The sequence below is a fragment of the Terrisporobacter hibernicus genome, assembly GCF_020809405.1.
GTDB lineage: Bacteria > Bacillota > Clostridia > Peptostreptococcales > Peptostreptococcaceae > Terrisporobacter > Terrisporobacter petrolearius.
The window spans coordinates 2,139,319-2,161,404 of record NZ_CP081135.1 but is presented as its reverse complement, the minus strand read 5'-3'; the positions used below and the strand labels follow the sequence as shown (position 1 = coordinate 2,161,404).

General features: G+C 27.9%; 20 protein-coding genes. 3 read left to right on the top strand and 17 right to left on the bottom strand.

Annotated elements, in window-relative coordinates:
- Position 1: 1 nt before the first annotated feature.
- The 10 genes from JW646_RS10725 to queG all read right to left on the bottom strand — a co-directional run bounded on the left by JW646_RS10725 (position 2) and on the right by queG (position 12,128).
- Positions 2-937: an ABC transporter permease gene (locus JW646_RS10725; RefSeq protein ID WP_228415191.1), complete on the bottom strand. Its 936-nt coding sequence runs from the start codon at positions 935-937 to the stop codon at positions 2-4.
- Entirely contained in the window at positions 937-2,028 is a 1,092-nt protein-coding gene (locus JW646_RS10720; RefSeq protein WP_074919975.1) for an ABC transporter permease, read from the bottom strand. The genes JW646_RS10725 and JW646_RS10720 overlap by 1 nt, the downstream gene beginning before the upstream one ends.
- Positions 2,018-3,589 carry an ABC transporter ATP-binding protein gene (locus JW646_RS10715; RefSeq protein WP_228415190.1) on the bottom strand — a complete coding sequence of 524 codons (1,572 nt, stop codon included), beginning with the start codon at positions 3,587-3,589 and terminating at the stop codon, positions 2,018-2,020. Before JW646_RS10715 ends, JW646_RS10720 begins: the two co-directional genes overlap by 11 nt.
- 395 nt (positions 3,590-3,984) lie before the next feature.
- Positions 3,985-5,019 carry a BMP family lipoprotein gene (locus tag JW646_RS10710; RefSeq protein ID WP_074919977.1) on the bottom strand — a complete coding sequence of 345 codons (1,035 nt, stop codon included), beginning with the start codon at positions 5,017-5,019 and terminating at the stop codon, positions 3,985-3,987.
- A gap of 269 nt (positions 5,020-5,288) precedes the next feature.
- Positions 5,289-6,134, bottom strand: coding sequence for a DegV family protein (locus JW646_RS10705; protein WP_228415189.1), 846 nt, complete (start codon positions 6,132-6,134; stop codon positions 5,289-5,291).
- 30 nt (positions 6,135-6,164) lie between these two features.
- On the bottom strand, positions 6,165-6,635 hold the full coding sequence (gene trmL, locus JW646_RS10700) for a tRNA (uridine(34)/cytosine(34)/5-carboxymethylaminomethyluridine(34)-2'-O)-methyltransferase TrmL (protein WP_074919979.1): 471 nt from the start codon (positions 6,633-6,635) through the stop codon (positions 6,165-6,167).
- A gap of 118 nt (positions 6,636-6,753) precedes the next feature.
- Positions 6,754-8,082, bottom strand: a complete 1,329-nt coding sequence (locus tag JW646_RS10695; protein WP_187359308.1) for a VanW family protein — start codon at positions 8,080-8,082, stop codon at positions 6,754-6,756.
- 5 nt (positions 8,083-8,087) lie between these two features.
- Positions 8,088-8,714, bottom strand: a complete 627-nt coding sequence (gene nth / locus JW646_RS10690; protein WP_228415188.1) for an endonuclease III — start codon at positions 8,712-8,714, stop codon at positions 8,088-8,090.
- A gap of 146 nt (positions 8,715-8,860) precedes the next feature.
- Positions 8,861-11,092 (bottom strand): Lon protease family protein, encoded by a 2,232-nt coding sequence (locus JW646_RS10685; RefSeq protein ID WP_228415187.1) that lies wholly within the window; start codon positions 11,090-11,092, stop codon positions 8,861-8,863.
- Between the two features lie 130 nt (positions 11,093-11,222).
- Complete coding sequence (gene queG, locus JW646_RS10680; RefSeq protein WP_148558161.1) at positions 11,223-12,128, bottom strand: tRNA epoxyqueuosine(34) reductase QueG; 906 nt, start codon at positions 12,126-12,128, stop codon at positions 11,223-11,225.
- 63 nt (positions 12,129-12,191) lie between these two features.
- Here queG and JW646_RS10675 point away from each other — a divergent pair, with 63 nt between their 5' ends.
- Positions 12,192-12,596, top strand: a complete 405-nt coding sequence (locus tag JW646_RS10675) for a RusA family crossover junction endodeoxyribonuclease (RefSeq protein ID WP_018592026.1) — start codon at positions 12,192-12,194, stop codon at positions 12,594-12,596.
- Positions 12,597-12,690: 94 nt separating this feature from the next.
- Entirely contained in the window at positions 12,691-13,608 is a 918-nt protein-coding gene (gene glsA / locus JW646_RS10670; RefSeq protein ID WP_074919984.1) for a glutaminase A, read from the top strand.
- 46 nt (positions 13,609-13,654) lie between these two features.
- Here glsA and JW646_RS10665 read toward each other — a convergent pair whose 3' ends face one another.
- The 5 genes from JW646_RS10665 to JW646_RS10645 form a co-directional block, all read right to left on the bottom strand.
- Positions 13,655-14,659 carry an aldo/keto reductase gene (locus tag JW646_RS10665; RefSeq protein WP_139216810.1) on the bottom strand — a complete coding sequence of 335 codons (1,005 nt, stop codon included), beginning with the start codon at positions 14,657-14,659 and terminating at the stop codon, positions 13,655-13,657.
- A 138-nt stretch (positions 14,660-14,797) separates the two neighbouring features.
- Positions 14,798-15,355: an ArsR/SmtB family transcription factor gene (locus tag JW646_RS10660; protein ID WP_074919985.1), complete on the bottom strand. Its 558-nt coding sequence runs from the start codon at positions 15,353-15,355 to the stop codon at positions 14,798-14,800.
- A 303-nt stretch (positions 15,356-15,658) separates the two neighbouring features.
- Complete coding sequence (locus JW646_RS10655) at positions 15,659-17,323, bottom strand: nucleoside kinase (protein ID WP_228415186.1); 1,665 nt, start codon at positions 17,321-17,323, stop codon at positions 15,659-15,661.
- 25 nt (positions 17,324-17,348) lie between these two features.
- Positions 17,349-17,882 (bottom strand): signal peptidase I, encoded by a 534-nt coding sequence (gene lepB / locus JW646_RS10650; protein ID WP_228415185.1) that lies wholly within the window; start codon positions 17,880-17,882, stop codon positions 17,349-17,351.
- Between the two features lie 533 nt (positions 17,883-18,415).
- Complete coding sequence (locus JW646_RS10645; protein ID WP_228415184.1) at positions 18,416-19,084, bottom strand: PrsW family intramembrane metalloprotease; 669 nt, start codon at positions 19,082-19,084, stop codon at positions 18,416-18,418.
- A 249-nt stretch (positions 19,085-19,333) separates the two neighbouring features.
- On the opposite strand from JW646_RS10645, the gene sleC reads away from it, so the two are divergent.
- Positions 19,334-20,599 carry a spore cortex-lytic germination protein SleC gene (sleC, locus tag JW646_RS10640; RefSeq protein ID WP_228415183.1) on the top strand — a complete coding sequence of 422 codons (1,266 nt, stop codon included), beginning with the start codon at positions 19,334-19,336 and terminating at the stop codon, positions 20,597-20,599.
- 38 nt (positions 20,600-20,637) lie between these two features.
- Here sleC and JW646_RS10635 read toward each other — a convergent pair whose 3' ends face one another.
- Together JW646_RS10635 and JW646_RS10630 are read right to left on the bottom strand one after the other, a co-directional pair.
- Positions 20,638-21,273: a DUF3298 and DUF4163 domain-containing protein gene (locus JW646_RS10635; RefSeq protein WP_228417384.1), complete on the bottom strand. Its 636-nt coding sequence runs from the start codon at positions 21,271-21,273 to the stop codon at positions 20,638-20,640.
- Positions 21,263-22,003 (bottom strand): hypothetical protein, encoded by a 741-nt coding sequence (locus JW646_RS10630; RefSeq protein WP_228415182.1) that lies wholly within the window; start codon positions 22,001-22,003, stop codon positions 21,263-21,265. Before JW646_RS10630 ends, JW646_RS10635 begins: the two co-directional genes overlap by 11 nt.
- Positions 22,004-22,086 lie beyond the last annotated feature (83 nt).

The following is a 22,086-nucleotide window of genomic DNA, read 5'->3' as shown; positions in this document are numbered from 1 at the left end:
ACTATCTTTCACCCTTTTTGTAAGGATTCCCTAAAGCTGACGGAGCTTTAGAACTCTTAACAAATAACACTAATATTATTAATGTTACAACATAAGGTATCATAGATAATAAGTTTTCATTTATTGTAAATGGTAATGTTGGACTTCCAAAGTATACAGATAACGCTGTAGAGAAACCAAATAATAAGCAAGCAAGTGCTGCCCATTGAGGTCTCCATTTTCCGAATATAACAGCTGCCATAGCTATATACCCTTGTCCAGATACTAACGTAGGTCTAAATGAAGAAACTAATGCAAGTGACATTGAAGCCCCACCAAGCCCGGCTAAAAATCCAGATATTAAAACTGCACTATATCTTACCCTAGAAACATTTATTCCTAATGTATCTGCAGCTCCTGGATGCTCACCAACTGATCTTATTCTAAGACCAAACTTAGTTTTATATAAAACATAGTATGCTACTATTACTAATATAAATGCAAGATATACAGTTGCATAATTATTAAATATAGTATCTAATACGCTACCTCCTTGGAATGTACCATTAAATATTCTTGGTATTTTATTCTCCATTGGTATTGTTGGTGTTGTAGTTGCTCCAGCAAACATTATTTTAGATATAAATAAAGCAAAACCTGGCGCTAATAAGTTTATTGCAACACCTGATATTGTGTGGTCTGCATTAAAGCTAATAGTTGCAAAAGCATGTATTAATGCAAAGAATGCTCCTGCTAATCCTCCTGCTAAAAAAGCTAACCAAGGATTTCCTGTTATAAAACCAGTTGCAGCTCCTGCAAATGCACCTATTGTCATCATACCTTCTAAGCCTATATTAACTATACCTGAGTTTTCAGAGAATACTCCACCTAATGCTGTATATATAAGGGGAGTTGAATACATTAACGTTGTACTAATTATAATCGCTAAGTCTTGCATTATATATTACCCCCTTTTGCTTTCTTTTGTTTCATTTTTATATATAACATTCTTAATCCATTACTTAATGCAATAAAGAATACTATAGATCCTATAACTATATTTATTACTTCTGATGGTGCTCCAACAGATTGCATTTTTATTCCACCATATTTAAATGCACCAAATAATAATCCTGAGAATATTACTCCTATAGGATTACTGTTTGCTATTAAAGCAACAGCTATACCATCAAATCCATATCCTTCTTGTGCTGCAAGAACTGTTATATTATGAGTTACACCCATAACTTGTATTGCACCTGCAACTCCTGCTAATAAACCTGCTATAGCCATAGACTTTAATATTGATTTCCCAACATCTATTCCAGCATACTCTGCCGCATCTTTGTTGTGACCAACTGCTCTAAGCTCAAAACCTAAAGTAGTTTTTGTTAATATAAACCATATTACAAGTACTAAAACTATGGATATAATTATACCCCAGTTGACACTAGTAGCTGGCCCAACTAAACCTTTTAGCCAATCTATGCCTATACTTGCGCTATCTTGTATATTTACCGAAGCTTCACTGTTTGGTACGGATATAAACGAACTTGATATCATGAAGTTACTTAAGTAAAAAGCAATCCAGTTTAGCATTATTGTTGCTATAACTTCATTTATTCCAAACTTAGATTTTAGAAAACCTGCTATTGAACCCCAAAGCCCTCCTGCAAGCCCAGCTAAAATTATTGTTAAAGGAATATGAATTATAGCTGGTAAATTAATACTATATCCAACTACTGTTGCAACTAATGCACCTATTATAAATTGACCTTCTGCACCTATATTAAATAATCCTGTTTTAAAAGCAAATGCTATAGAAAGACCTGTAAGAATATATGGAGTAGCCTTTATTATAGTCCAAGCTATATATTTAGGCTTTCCAATTATACCTTCAATCATAGCTCCATAAGCTTCTATAGGACTGTTTCCTGAAATAATAAGAACTATTGCTCCAACAAGTAAACCTAGAAGGATTGATAAGAATGAAAACTTAACAGCATCATCTATAAAAGATTTTTTCTTAGTTTTTAAGCTATTTTCCATTACAGTCACCTCCTGCCATCATCATTCCAAGTGTATTTTCATCTGCATCTTTTGCATCTAATACACCAACTATTTTTCCTTCATATATAACTGCTATTCTATCAGAAACATTCATTACTTCATCAAGCTCTAATGATACTAAAAGAACTCCATTTCCTGCATCTCTTTGAGCAACTAGTGATTTATGGACAAATTCAATTGCTCCTACGTCTAATCCTCTAGTTGGTTGTGTTGCTATTAATAGTTGTGGTTCATGACTGTTTTCTCTAGAAGCTTCTATATTTGTTACTTCTCTACCTATAATTACTTTTTGTTGGTTACCACCAGATAATCCTCTTGCCTTAGCATTAAGATCATTAGGTCTAACATCAAATCTTTCAATTATTTCTTCAGCTTTTTTATTAATTGCTTCAGTATTTAATATTCCATTTTTAGAATATTTATTGTCCTTGTAGTTTTGTAAAACAATGTTTTCCGCAACTGTATAATCTAAAACAAGACCTCTTTTTTGTCTATCTTCAGGAATATTCTTTATACCTTTTTTGAAAATTTGCTTTGGCTTATTGTTTACTACTGCTTGGCCATTTATTTCTACAAGGCCAGATTCAACTTTTCTAAGACCAGTAAGCGCTTCAACCAATTCCGATTGACCATTTCCATCTATTCCAGCTATTCCAAGTATTTCTCCTGCTTTTACTTCTAAAGATAGCCCATCAACAACTCTTATTCTTCTATTATCTTTTACTACTAGGTCTCTAATTGATAAAACTGTTTTAGTTGTACTTGCTTCTTTTTTGTCAACCTTGAAGTTAACTTCCCTACCTACCATTTTTTCAGCTAAGTCATTTTCCGTTACATCTGCTACTTTTACAGTGTCTATGTATTTACCTCTTCTAATTACAGTACAGTGATCCGCTATAGATTTTATTTCTTTAAGTTTATGAGTAATTATTATTACTGATTTTCCTTCTTTTGTTAAATTTCTTATAATATTAATAAGTTCTGTTATTTCTTGTGGAGTTAACACTGCAGTAGGTTCATCAAGAATTAAAGTTTCTGCACCTCTGTATAATGCCTTTAATATTTCAACTCTTTGTTGCATACCCACTGTTATATCTTCAATTCTAGCCGTAGGGTCAACGAATAATCCATATTTTGATGATATTTCTTTAACATCATCTATGGCTTTTTTCATATCTAACGCACCTGCATTTTTTGTTGGCTCTGTTCCTAGTACTATATTTTCAGCTACTGTAAATGGTTGAACAAGCATAAAATGTTGATGTACCATACCTATACCTTTTGATATTGCTACATTTGGGTTGCTTATATCTACTAATTCTCCATTAATATAAATCTCTCCTGATGTAGGATTATAAAGTCCATATAATATATTCATAAGAGTAGATTTACCTGCTCCATTTTCTCCTAAAAGCGCATGCACTTCTCCTTTATGCACAGTCAAATTAATGTTGTCATTTGCTATGAAGTTGCCGAATTTTTTAGTTATATTTTTCATTTCAACAACTTTTTGACTGTAGTCAATGCTATTGTTATTCATAGCTTTTTTAGCCCTCCTTGTCTGACCATATTTTTCATAATAAAAAACGGATAATATATCTATATATTATCCATAAATCATATAATCTATTTGTTCAGCAAAATTAATTTTTATAGATTCCATATTTATAAGATAAAATATTATATGATTTTAATCATTGCCATTGTTAATTAGTGTATCACTTAAATATTTTATTGTAATTAGTGTATAACATTTAACTAAACAATTATATCATTTTATATACTTCTTGCCAACATTTATAAAAATTTACCATATTTTTATCGTATGTATTGCATTATTTATTGTGGTTCAATAGTATATCAAAAAAAATATTCCACCAGAGAATATATATTCTTTGGTGGAATATGTATTTTAAGAATTTATACCCAAGGATTTTATTTTTCGTATAATTCTTTGTATTCTTTATCAGTTGCTGGAACTTTTATTTTACCATCAACTATTTCTTTAGTTTTAGCTTTAACATATTCTAATACGTCAGCCGGAACATTCTTGTCTGAAGTTGGAGCTATACCAACTCCTCCTGTTGCTAATGAACCTATTATAACTTCACCTGATTTATAAGATTTGTCAACAAATGATTTTGCTAAGTTACCAACAGCAACATCTATATTTTTCATAGCTGAAGTTATTACGTTATCTGGAGCTAATGAATTTTGGTCTCTATCAACACCTATAGCCATTTTTCCATTTTCTTTAACTGATTCTATCGCACCAGTTCCAACAGCACCTGCAGCTGGGAATACTACGTCTACACCATTTTTAATCATTGAATTTGCTATAGATTTTCCTAAAGCTTGATCAGAAAAACTATTTGCATATTGTACTGATATTTTCGCTTTTGGGTTAGCATCCTTAACACCAGCTTTAAATCCGTTTTCGAATTTAGATATAACTACACCTTTCATACCACCTATAAAACCAACTTTATTAGTCTTTGTCATCTTACCAGCTATTAATCCTGTTAAGTAAGAAGAAGCGTTATCTTCAAATAATAAAGAAGTTACATTTTCTGGTTGTTTTTCGTAAGCATAATCTATTATTGCAAATTTTTGCTCTGGATAAGCCTTAGATGCTTTTTCTATAGCTTTGTCTAATTTATATCCAACACCTATTATTAGGTCCATTTCTTGATCCATAAATTGATCTATATTTGAATCATAATCTGAGTCTTGTTTTGATTCTAAAACTTTAACTTCAATTTTATCTTTTCCTAATTCTTTTTCAACTGCTTGCAAACCTTCCCATGAAGATTGGTTGAATGATTCATCATGCACTCCACCAACATCAGTTATCATACCTATTTTTACTACCTTCTCTGATGCTTCATCTTTTTTAGATCCACATCCAACTAATAAGCCTACAGACATTACCATTGTTAATGATAAAGCTACTAATTTTTTTAATTTCATAAGTCCCTCCTGAAAAATATAAGTATTTCGTCTCTTATATTTTTTATTTTATACTATTTTTGATATTTTATCTATACTATTTTAAATTTTTTTTACATTTTTCATCAAATTACCAGTCATTATTCTAAATGTGATACACTATATTATAATTTATTTACATATTAATGTTTATTTACAGAATATTTTTGCATTTTATTACATATTCGTGCATATTATCCCGAATATTTTTACATAAAAAAAAGAGGTCATTAATACCTCCTTAATTTTTTCTATTTTTTAAATACTAATATTCCACCTACACCAGGGCCTGAATGGGAACCAACACAAGTTCCTATTATAAAATATCCTATTTTTTTAGGTTTGAAAATTTCTTTAGCTATTTCAGTAAGCTTTTCTCTTTCTTTCAAGTCATCACTATATCCTATGTAAACTTCTTCTTGCTCTAAGTCGTCCCCTAATCTTTCCTTAATGCATTCAATCATCTTGTTTAGTACGTTTTTCTTCCCTCTTACTTGGCCAACTTGAGAAACTAATCCGTCCTTAACCTCTAATATGGGCTTTATATTTAATAAGCTACCTACAGTTGCCTTAGTAGAAGATATTCTTCCACCTTTTTTTAGGTATTCTAAAGTATCTACCGAAAACATAAGAACATATTTTTCTTTAATTTCATCTAATGCTTTAAACACTTCTTCTATTGTTTTACCTTCATTTATCATTTCAGCTGCTTTAACAACAAAGAAACCTGCCCCAAAAGTTAAATTATTACTATCATATATATATATTTCTCCTTCAGTATCATTTTTAGCCATTATAGCACTTTGACATGTACCTGTAGCTGCTGCAGATCCTGATATATATAATATTTTTTTACCATCTTTTGTGTATTTATCAAAAATTTCTTTAAATTGGGCATAAGTAGCTTGAGAAGTTTTTGGATATGCATTTTCCTCTCTTAAAATTCTATAAAATTCCTCTGGTTGCATATCTATACCATCTCTATATTCTTTTTCATTAAGTATAACCGTTAGTGGCACAACATCTATATCATACTTTTCTAAGTATTCTTTGTTAACATCAGATAAACTATCACATATTATTTTAATCTCATTCATCTCGTTAATCTCCTCTCTTTGTCATTATAATTATCTCATGTTTGGATAACCAATTTGTCTTAAAGCTTCATAAACAACTATAGCAACTGAATTTGATAAATTTAAAGATCTTGCCTTTTCTAGTTTTACCATAGGTATTCTCATACATGTTTCTTTGTTTTCTGCTAATAGAGTTTCTGGTAACCCCTTGGTTTCTTTTCCAAAAACTAAAAAGCAACCATCTTCAAATTTCATATCTGAATGAGATTGATTTGTTTTTGTAGTAGAATAGAAATACTTTCCTTCAGGATATTTTTCAAATAACTCCTCTAGGCTATCATAATATCTTATATCAGATATATCCCAATAATCTAATCCACTTCTTTTTAAATATTTATCTTCCAATGAAAAACCTAGAGGTCTTATTAAATGCAAAGTTGCACCTGTATTCGCGCAAGTTCTTATTATATTCCCTGTATTTTGAGGTATTTCAGGTTCTACTAATACTACGTTTATTGACATAACGTTCCTCCGTTTAAATTACTAATCTATCAATTTTGCTTAATTTTAAGCAACTTTAATATTTTCCTAAATACATTATAACAGAAAATGCTTTTAATTAAAGTTGCTTTTTTGACCATTACTTTCTCAACTCTCTTGTTCCATATACAATAATTCTGTCTTGAGGAGGATAATAACTTTGACCTATATATTCTGTTGTGTTTCCTAATGTGCTTTTATATACTCTATAGGTTTGAACTTTATATCCTTTTCTACCTTCTTGTTCTATAACCCTAACACCAAGATCATATTTTTCACTATTTTTCCTAATTGTTCTATTATGAAGTATGTCTGTAGTTTCCGTTACAATTTCAATATTTTTATTATCTTTTTTATTTCCATAAATAGTACAAACAATTTTATTACCTATAATCTGATTGTGTATTAAAATAGGACTATCAAATTTATTTGAAAATTTTAAATCTATAGTTCCTCCTGATACAGTAGCATCTCTCCCTTTTTCAATATAAGGACTTGGTATAGAATGATTTCTCACATTAATTATTTTCATTCCAGAGTATAAAGCCGCGTTATAAATAGTGCTCGATACTTGACACATACCTCCTCCTATTCCTTTTTCTTGTTTTCCATTTATTATTACTGGAGCTTCTTTTAAATACTTATTAATATGAGATTTTTGTATATATGAATTAAAAGAAAACATTTCTCCTTTGTCTAATAGTATATTGCTAGTTGCGTTTGATGCTAATTTAATATTATTTGATCTATTATAATTATTGGCATTAAAGTAAGTTTCAAAACTTCCTAAAGAAGTATTAATTTTACTTAAATCATTATAAGAATAAAATGGCTTAACTAATAAAGTAGGTATAGTTTCATCTTCATTATCTAAGTCTTTTATTTTTTTAATTATTACGTTTTTTAATTGTTCTTTATTTAATTTATATCCATCCTTTTCTTTAGTTACAATAATTTTTCCATTCGCTATTCTTATAGTTGCGCTTATTGGTTTTATATATATTTTTTTATTCAGTTCTTTTAAATATTTATCTAGTTTCTTTTCATCATAAGTAATACTATAATCTAGTATTACCTTTTTACCCATAGACAAACTACTTTTGGTCTTTATATTAGCTATAATTCCTTTATCTCTGCCAATACTATATGCCTTTTCAACTACTTCTTTTACATCATAGTCTGTTTCTATATCATCTTTAGAAAAAACATAATTTTCACCCTTAAAGTTTAATGAAAAAGAATCTCTGTCATCTAATATCTTATTAATTGTTTTTATAGCTTCTTCTTTTGTTAAATTAGATAAATCAATATCTCTAACATAAATATTTTTGTGTATTTTTCCTTCAAGTTCAATCGCATTACTTAAGACTACACCGCTTAAGGATACAATTATTAGTGATAAAAATATTGCAATCTTAAGTCTTTTCAATAGTATCATTCCTTTCCTTGATAAAAATCACAATCATTTTTTATTGGGCACAACTCACATTCTGGTTTTCTTGCTTTACACATTCTTCTACCATGAAATATCAATACATGATGAGAATGAGACCACCTGTGTTTTGGGATGGTATCCATAAGAGCAAACTCAGTTTTTTCTGGAGTTTTTGTATTAACAATACCTATTCTATTTGCAACTCTAAAAACATGAGTATCTACTGCTATGGCATCTTTATTAAATGCGTTACTTAATACTACATCTGCTGTCTTTCTACCCACGCCAGGAAGTTTTATTAATTCTTCTAAAGTATCTGGAACGCTACCATTATAATCTCTACATATCATTTCTGATGTGGCCTTAATTTTTTTACTTTTACTTTTATAAAGACCACATGTTTTTATTTCTTCCATTATTTTTTCTTCAGATAAATTCGCAAAATCCTCTGGCGTATTATACTTCTTAAAAAGTTCCCTAGTCACCATATTAACTCTAACATCAGTACACTGAGCAGATAATATAGTAGCTATTAATAATTCAAAAGCTGTAGTATGCTCTAATTCACAATGAGCATCTGGATAAATTCCCTCTAACTTGTCTAATATTTTATTTACATCTTTCATTTATTTTCCCCCTTATTTTATCTTTTACTTTTATTATCTATCAAATTAGTCAATCTATAACAAAGTAATAATTCTCAATTTTTTGATTTTTTGTATTAAAAAAGCAAAAACTTATTAAGTTCTTGCTTTTTATTATATCAATTCATTTATTCCTTTTTTGATTCTCTTGACTTATTATAAGTATCTAATTTATCTTTTACCAATTTTTTGATGTCTTCAAACATTTTATCTGTTAAAATCTCTACACTTTCTTCTATTTTGCTCACAGGATAAATTTTAAAACATCCATCTTTTATTGTTTTTTCCATTTCATCTGAAAGTATTAAATTGTCCATATTATCTTTTGGCAAAATCACACCATACATTTTATCTTTAAATCCTCTTTTTTTGCATACATTGTAAAATCCTTCAATTTTTTCTGTTATTCCACCAACAACTTGTATTTCTCCTTTTTGGTTTAAAGATCCTGTAATTGCTATATTTTGTTTTATTGGTATTTGACTTAAGGATGATAGTAGTGCACATAGTTCTGCTAAAGTAGCACTATCACCATCTATTCCTCCATAATTTTGTTCAAAGCAAATATATGCATTTACTGATAAAGGATATTCCTGTGCAAATTGCTCTGACAAATAACCTTGTAAAATAAGGACTCCTTTATTGTGTATTGCTCCACTCATTTTTACTTCTCTTTCTATATTTATTATGCCTCTATTTCCCATACTAGTAGTTACACTAATTCTTGACGGTCTTCCAAATGAATATTCTCCCATACCAAGAACTGATAATCCATTTATCACACCAACTCTACTACCTTCAGTATCAATCATTATGGTATTATCTTCAATAAATTCATCAATCTTGTTTTCTATTTTATTTAAACGCTTACGCTTTTCTAGTATAGCTATTTCTACATGTTTCTTATCCACAAATTCTTTATTTTCTAGTTTGGCAAAAATATCTGCTTCTGTTATTATCTCCAATAATTTGTTGAAATCTGTTGATAGTTTTTTCTTACTTCCTACTAATCTAGTACTATGTTTTATAACATCTTCCACAGCCTCATAAGTAAAATGATTCAATTTATTTTTTTTACATTGAAATGCTATAAATTTTGCCATTCCATATTCTGTAACATCATTTCTATCCATCTCATTATCAAAATCTACAAACATTTTAAAACATTTACTAAATTCACTATCATATCTATAAAGCACATCATAAATATAGTTACTTCCAATTAATATAATTTTTGCTTTTAATGGAATTTCCTCCGGTTCTATTGATACTTTTGTCTCCATAGGAATTTTTTGTGACTGTATAGCCTTTTTCAAAAGCTCCCATGATAGAGGGTAAGATAAAAGCTGTTGAGCGTACAAAACTAAATATCCTCCATTAGCTTTTTGCAAAGACCCAGCAAAAACTTTGGTAAAATCAGTTTTTATATTGCCACTATTATAATCATACTCAACCTTACCAAATAAATTTGATGGACTTGGATTAGTTTCAACAATAACAGGTGCCTTTTCATTATTTTCATTGTCTACAAATAAATTCACTGCATATTTTAAAAAGCAATCTTTATTGTAATATTCTCTAATTTCCTCATCATCTAAGTAAAACAGTTCCAAATTTTTCAATATATCTTCTCTAACCTTATTAATATAATCTATAATTTTTTCATAGTCCTTATATTTTGCTTTTAACTCTTCAACGTGAGGATCCACAACTAATTTACCAACTTCATCTTCTATTTCAATCATTATAGTTTTTATATTTTCCTCAATTTCTCTTATCTGATAAACTACTTTTATGGCCATATTTTCTAGTTCTTTTTTTATTTTAAAAAATTCTTCTGAAGATACTTCATCCTCAAAATTCTCATTTAAAGGTACGAATACCATGCCTACTTTACTACTTTTAAGCTTAAATCCTTTTTCTTCACCATAAGTTTTTATTTTTTTGATTAAATCTTCTTTTTGCATTTCATATTCTTCCAGTAATGTATTTTTGTTTACTTCATATTCTTCACTATCAAATGCATCTTTTATTTCTTCAAACAACTTATCTATCATTTCTTCTATATCATCTTTGAATATTTTTCCCTTTCCTCTTTCTAAACTTATTACAATAGGCTCTCTTGGATTATCGAAATTATATACATAACACCAATCTTTATGACTATTTTTATCTTTAGAATATTCCTCTAATATTTTCATGGTATAAGTGCTTTTTCCTGTTCCAGGGTCACCTGCTATATATATGTTATAAGCAGGGTTATCTATTTTTAAACCCAGTTCCATAGCTGTTACTGCTCTGTCTTGACCTAAAAAATCTTTTAAAGGTTCTATTTCTGACGTATTTTTAAATTTTTGCATATTCTTCCCCTTTCCATCCCCTATTTATATGAACTAAGATTATACTCTCTTATAAACTTAATTAATTATATGTATTAGTCTTCTTTAATTTGACTTAATAATTTTGAAAAAATAAAAAGCCTATGATTTATCACTTCATAGACTTTTCTTTTAATATATCCATATTTCTTTTTATAATATTTTTCCCTCTCCAACTAAAGGCCCTATTCTTGTATCTTCGTTTAAATTCTTTATTTGATATATTATTAATTTCTTCTTCATTTAAATTAGTTATTAAGTTAAGGGTAAATTCTTCAATATTACTTTTACATATATTTTTATTATGAGGACAAACTTGTTGACATATATCACACCCAAATATTGATTCATTCTTTTTAATTTTTTCTATTTCTTCTAGGGTAAGTTCTTCTTTCTTTTGAGTTATAAATGATACACAGTTTTTAGGATTCATTTTATAATTTCCCTCTAGGGCATTTCCCGGACAATATTTTACACATTTATTACACTTTATACATGTTTTATTTGTAGGCTTATCAGGTTCAAGGTCATAATTATTTACTATATATCCAATAAACACGTAAGAACCATATTTATCTGTAATAATATTATTATTAATTCCATAGTAACCAATGCCTGATAAATAAGCCAGATGTCTATCTACTAAAGGCCCATTATCAGCAAAAACCTTATAATCAAATGTTTCATCTATCTTTTTTATTTCCTCACATATATTATTAAGCCTCTCTTTTATTACCAAATGATAATCTAGTCCATAGCAATATTTTGATATATTTGATTTTTGGTTTTGTTCTATATAATAAGGAAATGCACATACTATAATTGACGACGCATCCTCCATAATTAATTTAGGATTTATTCTTTTTTCTATATCAGGTTCTTCCATACCTGTTACAAGATTTGCATTAACTTTTTCTTCTAAGATTTTTCTTAATTCATAATATGGACCTATAGGTGCTACACCAACTACATCTAGTCCCTTATTATAAAAAAGTTTTTTAATTTCATCTTTATTCATAAAATATCCTTTCTTTAAATCCTCTTTAGTTTTATAATAAACTAATGATAAGGAAGTGATAATTTGATTAAACTAACAATCCCAGGAAGACCTATTAGTAAATCTAATTTTAAACTGCATAACGTTCATGGTCAAGCTTGGATGCCATCAAAAGGAAAATATTCTAAATATGTAGCTTATGAAAATATGATTGCTGGATACATAAACACACAGTATGATGGTGAAGTTATAGAAGAAGATTTAATAACTGTTATGAAATTATATTTCCCTAATAAGAGAATGGGGGATTTACATAACTATCCAAAAAGTATTTGTGATGGAATAGAAAAAAGTGGTATTATAAAAAATGACAAACAATTAAAGCCTGTTTTATTATTTGATTATATTGATAAAGAAAATCCAAGAGTTGAAATTGAACTTTATCCAGTTTCAAAGTATAATGTTACATACAACATTATTTCAAAATAATTTATTTTTATAACAAAATTATTAAAATTTAATATTATTTTATATTTTTTAAAAATAATTTTTTAAAAATATGAATATATGGAGGACTCTTAATATGCAAAATATATTGAATGATATAATTCTATCAAATAAAAAGTGTACAGCTAACGGAAAAGTTGCTAGTTATATCCCCGAATTAAAAAATGCAAATAGTGATGATTTGGGTATATGTGTAATAGATAAAGATAATAATATTTACTGCGCTGGTGATTATAATAAAAAATTCACTATACAAAGTATATCAAAGCCTATAATTTTAGCTATGGCTTTAATGGATAATGAATGGAAACATGTTTTTTCTAAGGTAGGTATGGAACCAAGCGGAGACCCTTTTAACTCTATAATGAAGCTAGAAACTAACGATACTAAAAAGCCTTGCAATCCAATGATAAATGCTGGGGCAATAGTAACTACGTCTCTAATTAAAGGAAAAAATCTACAAGAAAAAGAAGAACGTATGTTATCATTTTTCAGAAAACTTGCTAAAAATGATTCTCTTGAAATAAATAAATCTGTTTATGAATCTGAGAAATTAACAGGTGATAGAAATAGAGCCATGGGTTATTTATTAAAAAATGATGGATTTATAGAAGGAGACGTGGAAGAAACACTTGATTTGTACTTTAAACAATGTTCTATAGAAATTGATGTAGTTGATTTAGCTAGAATCGGTTTACTATTCTCAAACTATGGTATTGATATAGAAACTGGCCAACGTGTAATAAGTGAAAGTATATCTAGAATGGTAAAAACATTTATGGTTACTTGCGGAATGTACGATGCTTCTGGAGAATTTGCTCTTAAAGTTGGTATACCTGCTAAATCTGGTGTAGGTGGAGGAATAATGGCATCTGTTCCAAGAAAAATGGGTATAGGCGTATTCGGTCCCGCATTGGATAAAAAAGGAAATAGTATTGGTGGATTAAACGTACTTGAAGATTTATCAAATAAATTAGAATTAAATATTTTCTAAAAGTAAAGCAGCTAAAACATCTAAGATGTTATTGCTGCTTTTTAATTTATTTATTTTCTAGTTTATCGCATACATTTTTAAGCATACTTCTAATGGGTAAATTATAAGGACATTTTTCTTCACAAATGCCACATTCTATACATTTACTAGCCTTAGCATCACCTAGTGATTCATATCTTTCTAACGCCCATTCTTTCAAATTATATCTAGTATAGTATCCTTCTAATAAAAAATTTTGCGGTATATTTATGTTTTCAGGACATGGAAGACAGTATTCGCATCTTCTGCAAAAATTACCATTTAAATTTTTTCTAATTTTTTCTATACTTAACTTGTCTTCATAAGTAATCATTTTATCACTTATTACCGAAACATTTTCCTTAACTTGCTCAATTGTATTCATACCCGGAATAGCCACATCAATATATTCTTTTGATAATATATATTTTATAGCCAAAGGACCATTATCAATAGCTCCTCCTGCTAAAGGTTTCATGGTAATAGTTCCTATTCCCTTTTCATAAGCCCTTTTAAAAACTTCATCTGCTTGATCTTCAACAATATTGTATGGAAATTGTATAGTTTCAAATTTGCCACCTTCAACAGCCTTTGATATAGTTTCTAAACTGTGACTAGTTATTCCTATATGCTTTATTTTCCCCTCATTTTTTGCTTCTAATAAAGCTCTATATGCTTTATCATCATTAAATATAGTATGGTATTCTTCTACTTTAAGGTTATGTATTTGGTATAAATCAATATAATCAGTTTTTAAATTTTTCAAACTTATATCTATGTCTCTTTTCATATCCTCATAATTTCTAGACATACTTTTAGTTGCGATATAAAACTTTTCTCTTCTACCTTCAATTGCATTTCCAATATACTCTTCGCTTACTGTATATCCCCTTGCTGTATCTATAAAATTAATACCTTGATTTACTAACTCTTCCACAACTTTATTCGTTTCCTCTTGGGTAATTCTCTGTATGGGTATTCCTCCAAATCCAACTTCTTTAATTATCATATTTGTATTTCCAAGACTTCTCAACACTTCAACCTCCTTTTTTATATATAATATATATTATATTATTTTCACATAACCTCTGGCCATTCTATACAAATTCATAAGTGTCATTTTTTTAACAAAAAAAAGTATCAATGTGTAATTGATACTTTTATAAGTTTCTTATTTATTTTGTAAAGGAATTGCAAACATCACTACATCATGTTTCTTTTCATTTTCTCTATTACTATTATCTCTTTTTGCAATTATTTCATTAACTTTAACTTTGAATGCACTTCTTAATTCACATATTTCATCTTCTGTTAATAATACATTGTCATATTCTAAAATGCTGTCCCCATTTAAAGCGCCTGCTTCAGCCGCATCATAGAAAGATTCTATAGTATCTTCAAAATCTGATATAGATACAAAGTTTGCATCTATTTCTTGCTCTAAAGTATAATCTATTATTTTTCTACTAATAACTATATTATTTGCAGTTGGATAATAATATTTTTCTACAATACCTGACTTAATTTTTTCTTCAACTAATTCTAAAATCCCCACATTATAAAGCGTTTTGATATGGTAGTTAATTTTTGCATGTGGCTCATCTAATATTTCTGATAACTGTTTTGCTGATAAAGGTTCTTTATCAAACGTTTTCAAAATATCTACCCTGCGAGGATGAGCAATTGCTTTTATACAATCTAAATCTCTCAATACTAATACATCTTTCATATATTCCACCCCTAAAACATTTTTATTTAATATAATCCCATTATATATTAAGCGTATATAATTGTCAAAAGCTTATACATATTTAAACTTATTTTTTTATTTTTTTTATATTTTTTCATTTCGTCTTTTATTTATGTATAAAATTACATACATTTTGTCATAATATCTCTTATTTTTTGTTATATTAATATATAAATTACTGATTAAATATAGCGTTTATATACACTATTTTTATTATATTATAATATTTTAAAATATATAGTTAATAAAATTTAACAAAAAAAACGAACTATAAAGTTCGTTTTAGTCTACAATTTTACTTCCACCTATAAATTCTCTAATTATTGATGTAGGTGGTAAGTCCGATATGTCTTTAAGCTCCACAAAGTATTGAAGGAATTTTAATATCCTATTTGCTTCACTAAAAGCTTCACTACTTGAGTCAATTTCTTCTAATAGTGGTTTGACATAAGCTTTTAAAATTGGCAATTCATATACACAAGACGAGTTAAAAATCATATCCGCTTCTTCTTGATAAGGAAATATATTTTGTTTTTCTCCTCTTCTTACAGAATTCCAAGTTAATATTGTTCTTGTAGCATTATGACCTCTAAATTGATTATCCCTTACAATACGTCTTATTAACCTTAGATCTGTAGTAGGTATTCTATTATGATCATCTAAATTTACCTGTGTTAATACGCTAAGATAAATTTTAAACTTTTCCTTGTCAGGTATTGATGATGTTAAAGTTGGATTTAAGCCATGAATACCTTCTAATATTATTGGTTGATTTTTTTCTATTTTAAGTTTCTTACCTTCTTCACTTATACCTTTTTTAAAGTTAAACTTTGGAATAGTTACTTCCTTTCCTTCTAATAAATCACTTAAGTCTTTATTAAATCTATCTAAATTTATTGCATATATAGATTCAAAATCATAATTTCCAAATTCATCTAATGGAGTTTTATCTCTATCTACGAAATAATCATCTAAAGATATTGAAATAGGCTGTAAATTATTCACTTTCAGATGTATTGATAACCTGTGAGCAAAACTAGTTTTTCCAGAAGATGATGGTGCTGCAATTAATATTATTCTTTTGTTTTCTTCTTTTATTATATCTGCAATTTGTCCTAGTTTTTTTTCTTGTAAAGCTTCAACTATTCTAATTAATTCTCCATATGTTCCATTTTCTATTATTTTATTTAAAGATAAAACTGTATCTACACCCATTAATTTAGACCAATTTTCCATTTCCAAATAAATATTTGATAGTTTTGGTTGAGGAATAAACTCTCTAACTTTGGATTTTTCACCTTCTCTAGGTCCAAGTAATATAAATCCATCTTCATACTTTAAAACATCAAATATTTTTAAGTAACCTGTTGATGGTAACATATGTCCATAGAAATGATCCACATGATTATTACATTTATAAATTTTTATATCATCATGTTCCTTATATTTTAATAATTCTGCTTTACTCTTCATATTACATTCATTGAAAAAATTAATTGCTTCCTTCTTAGTTACAATTGTTTTTTCAATTTTATAATCTGCATCTATAATTTCTTGCATTTTTAATTTAATAGCTTCTCTATCTTTTTCATTTAATATTCTATCTGTAATAACTTCACAGTACAAACCGTTTGACAAAGAGTGCTCTATACTTACTTCACAGTTTTCATATAATTCTTCGCAAGCCATTATAAACACAAGTGTCAAAGATCTAGAATATACTCTATTTCCATCACTATTATTAGTATCTAAAAATTTAATATTACAATCATCCGATACAAGTGTTGTTAATTCTTTTAATTTATTGTTTACAGATGCTAAAGTTATATAGCCAGCATAATTATCTTCAATTTCACAAGCAATGTCTTCTAGTTTTATGCCTGTTGAAGTATCTTCAATTAAGAAAGCTTTTTTTTCACCTTCTATAGTTAAATTTAACTGCTTCATTTTAACTACCCCTTTACGATTATTCTTATCCTAATAAACCTATCTTATTAAAAGGATATAACCTAACAAAAACTTTACCCAATATGTCTGAATCATTAATAAAACCTACACTATCATATCTACTATCTAAGCTTATTTCTCTATTATCTCCCAATACAAATACAGAATTTTCTGGGACAACAGTATCTATATCACCTTGTGTAACTTCATCATGAATATAAGGTTCAACTAATTCTTCTCCATTTACATATACTTTAGAATTTTCTATCTTAACTTTATCTCCACTTACACCTATAACTCTTTTTACCAAATCCTTGCTACTTCCATCTTCTTGTTGTAAGTCAGATTCAAATACGATAATATCTCCACGTTTAGGCTCTTTAAATTTATAAGACATCCTATTTATAATTAAGTAATCTCCCTCTTCTAAAGTAGAGTACATAGAATCTCCTCTTACTAATGTTGGTTTTATAAATTGTGTTATGATAAATGCAAAAACTATTGCTAGTGCAAATACCTTTACCCACTCGAATATTTCTTTTTTTACTTTTCCACTCAAAATATCATCTCCTCAATAATATGTAATTATTTATAATGTGTTACACTTACAACAATTTAAGTATAGTTAATCCTAAGACCTTTTGGATAGTTATTTTTCAAAATTCCATTAGATTATTTTACCTATCTTAAGGGTATACCTTCTATATTTACTAAAATCCATCTTATACTCTTATCTATTTTCATTGTATTTACCCTTTAACAAAAGTAAATGTTTAATATACTAAAATTCCATCTTTGTTTAAGATTTCAAATCCGTCTCTTATTATGTCCCTTTGTATTGATTGGCATTCTAGTACTTTATCATAACTCCAATCATCACTTCTACTTAATCTTTTCTAAGCATTCCCTAACCAGGATAAGGATCATCAATTACTATTTTATCAAAATAACCTTTAAATTGTCTCCTTATTTAACTTCTAATTTTGAGGCAACACTCATATCTTAGGTACCTTTGAAGTAATAAGTTTCACTTTAATGAAATGTATTTTCCCCTGTTCTATTTATTTTTTATCTAAAAATTATCTTGGCAGATTAGTCAATTTTATCTCCCTTTCTACTTTTATTTTTCCTCTTATAAAATCTTATTTTTGAATATAGCACATACTTGTCTAACTTATCTAAATTAATTTTCCATAAGAATATTATATACACTATAAAGACTATAATAGCCCATCTATATCCTATCATCAAGATAAAATCGAAAACTCCATGAAGTAATATAGGAATAATTACAGCATAAATTAAATATTTATTTCTTCCATTATCCTCTTTTTTCCAAAATTTATACTTTGAAATATAGTACCCCATAGTAATTGCAAACATTATATGAGATGGTATAGATATCAAACCTCTAGTTACTCCCAATTGGAAAGATAGGTCTAGCCTTTCCCTCATTAAATATATAATATTTTCTATTGTAGCAAATCCTAGAGATAAAAAAATAGAGTAAATTATTCCATCTAATTTTTCATTAAAGTTTTTATCTTTCAGTAAAACAGGTATTAGTATTATAGACTTTAATCCTTCTTCTGTAAATGCTGCCACAAAAAAAGCTACGTATAGATCTCCCACTATGTCGGAAAATATATTCAATTTACTAAAATAGGACTCTAAAGATATAGCTAATATACTTACTAAAATTCCTAACATAAAATATTCCATTAATTTAAAAGGTGGTTCTTTCTCATATTTGTCTTTCAAATAAATCCACCCTACAAAAAAACTTATTGGTAACACAGCTAATACTAATATGTAAATTTTCATATTTTAATATAACCTTTCTTTGCATATATATTAATATTTAGATATTTAAATTTAATACTTATTATCTCCATTAGTAAAAAATTTTAATATTTACTTTTTGACACTTTATTATTTAACAAAATAAAATATATTTCATAGAATAAACTAGAGTATTTACAGCCTAGTTAATTTAAAAGGGGTGATTATATGCAAGATGGTTTTTTGACTGTTAGCGTTATAAATTCTTCTACTAACAAGCCAATACAAGATGCCACTATAAATATATATGGTATGGACGATGAACAAAATAACACAGGTACTATATTCGAGAACTTAAAAACCGATGAGTCTGGTCAGGTGAGGGATTTAATCTTATCTGCACCTAATATTGAATATTCTCTTCAACCATCAAACGTGAAACCTTATAGTGAGTATATGGTAGAAGTTTTAGCAGATGGTTTTGAGACAGTTTTAATAAAAGGTACTCAAATTTTACCTGTTGTAGAAGCGCTACAAAATGTTCCTGTAGGTTCTCCACCAAGAAAAAGTCTGAAAAGACAAAACGAAATAATTTATGATATACCAGAACATACGCTTTGGGGTAATTTTCCACCTAAGATACCTGAAAGTAGCTTAAAACCACTTCCTCCTCCAACAGGTTTTGTCGTTTTAGATGAACCAGTAGTTCCAGAGTTTATTGTCGTTCATGATGGTTTGCCTGAGAATACTAGCGCAAAAAATTTTTGGGTACCTTTTAGAGATTATATTAAAAATGTTGCATCTTCAGAAATTTATTCCACATGGCCTTCTCAAACTATATATGCCAATGTAATAGCTATAATATCATTCACACTAAACAGAGTATTTACCGAATGGTATAGAAATAAAGGGTACCAATTTACCATAACTTCATCTACAGCTTATGATCACAAATATGTTCATAATAGAAATGTGTTTGATAATATAAGCGTAATTGTAGATGATATATTTAATACATTTATCAGAAGACCTCCTACAGCGAGACAGCCACTACTTGCACAATATTGTGATGGTAAAAAATCTCAATGTCCTGATCAAATGACACAGTGGGGAAGTAAAGATTTAGGTGACCAAGGTAAGAGTTACGAAGATATTTTAAGATATTTTTATGGTGATAATATAACTTTTGCACAAGCAAGGGTGGTCAGCGGCGTACCTGTTTCATTCCCTGGTTTTACATTACAGTTAGGTTCTAATAATTCTTATGTTAAAACTATACAAAATCAATTAAATGCTATAGCCAACTCTTATCCAGCTATAGTAAAAGTCGTTGAAGATGGCGTATTTGGAGAACTAACAGAAAAAGCAGTAAAAAAATTCCAACAAGTATTTAACTTACCTCAAACAGGTGTTGTTGATTTTAAAACATGGTATGCCATTTCTAGAATATATGTAGCCACTACAAAAATAGCTTCTTTAAATCCTGTAATTTAGAAAATAAAAATACTATCAGAAAAATTCTGATAGTATTTTTATTTAACCAATTCTAAATACTCATCTTTTATTTTGTCTTTTATATGGTCTATAGTTATTGGGAATTCTGGTATTCCTGCCGCATAAGGTGCTATATCATATAAATCAAAATATATTACTATTTCATCATCTTTCAGATAAAATTTTTGATTTTCTTTTATTCCATAAAAATCATAAACCTTATCTAAGTCTTTTTCTTTTTTACCTAATTCTTTAATTTGTTTTTCTACTTCTTTGTCTATGATTTCTTTATAGTCTATGTCTTTTTTGAATATATCCTTAAGAGTTAAGTTATTTCCATTTCTTAAATCAATATTATATGGAACATATTCATAGTATCCATGTGCCCCTCCACTGTATTTGTAATATTTAATAAGAATACTAATTGTATTTATTGTATTTTTTTTCACCTCATAAGATGCGTCCGCAACAAAATTACTTTCATCTAATTCAAAATCCTCTAAAAAACTTTGTGCTTCTTTGAGGGACTCTTCATAAAAGTTCAAAATATCGTCTTTTATTTTTCCATTAACTTTATCGTCTACCTTTGAATTTCCACTATTTATAATAGGTATTTCAAGAGTACTTTTTAAGTATTTGTTTTGTTTTTTTAATACTTCACTGTTAACAGAAATTAAAAAAAAAATTATTACATGCTTCTATTTTATTTTTAAACACATCATAAGGTATTTTAAACTCATATTGAGTATCATCTTGACTTTGTTTATATGGATTAAAATAAATATTAATATATCTATCTTCTATAAAATAATTTGTATTTTTATCAATATTCAAATTTCCATATAGAGGATGCTTTTCATTTATTATTTTTTGAATATTTTCAGTTATTACTATACTATAATCCTCATTTCCTTTTAAAAACTCATCTAAATACACTCTTTCTCCTGTTTTTAAGTTAAATACATAACTATCTTTTTCTAACTTATAATCTTTTTCTCCCCAAGTTGTATTTTTTTCTATAATTAGATTTATTATGTTTTCATCTTCAAATACAACACTATAAGTAATATTTATAGCTTTCTTCTCTCCATATGTGTTCATTTTGTTTATTTGCCTTTGAACATTAATATACTCTTTTATATTTTTTTTGATATAAGAATTTATGCTTTTTTCTACATCTTTATTGTCATAATGTATGCTGGGCACTTTAAATTTAATAACTAAGTTTTCATCATTAATTTGCGACTTTTCATCTGTAACTTTTACGACCTTTAATCCCTCTTGAATGTTATTTTGTATTTTTGTCATCATAGATGCGAAATCAACACTTCGTACTAATGATAATAGCATTAATCCTAAAGTTAAAAATACAATTGGTTTTATAAAATTTTTTAAGTCCTTCATTAAAGTTCCTCCTAAATATAATTCCTTATTATATTTAGGAATTTTATAAATTTTATCCATTTATTTTACAAAAAAATACTTAT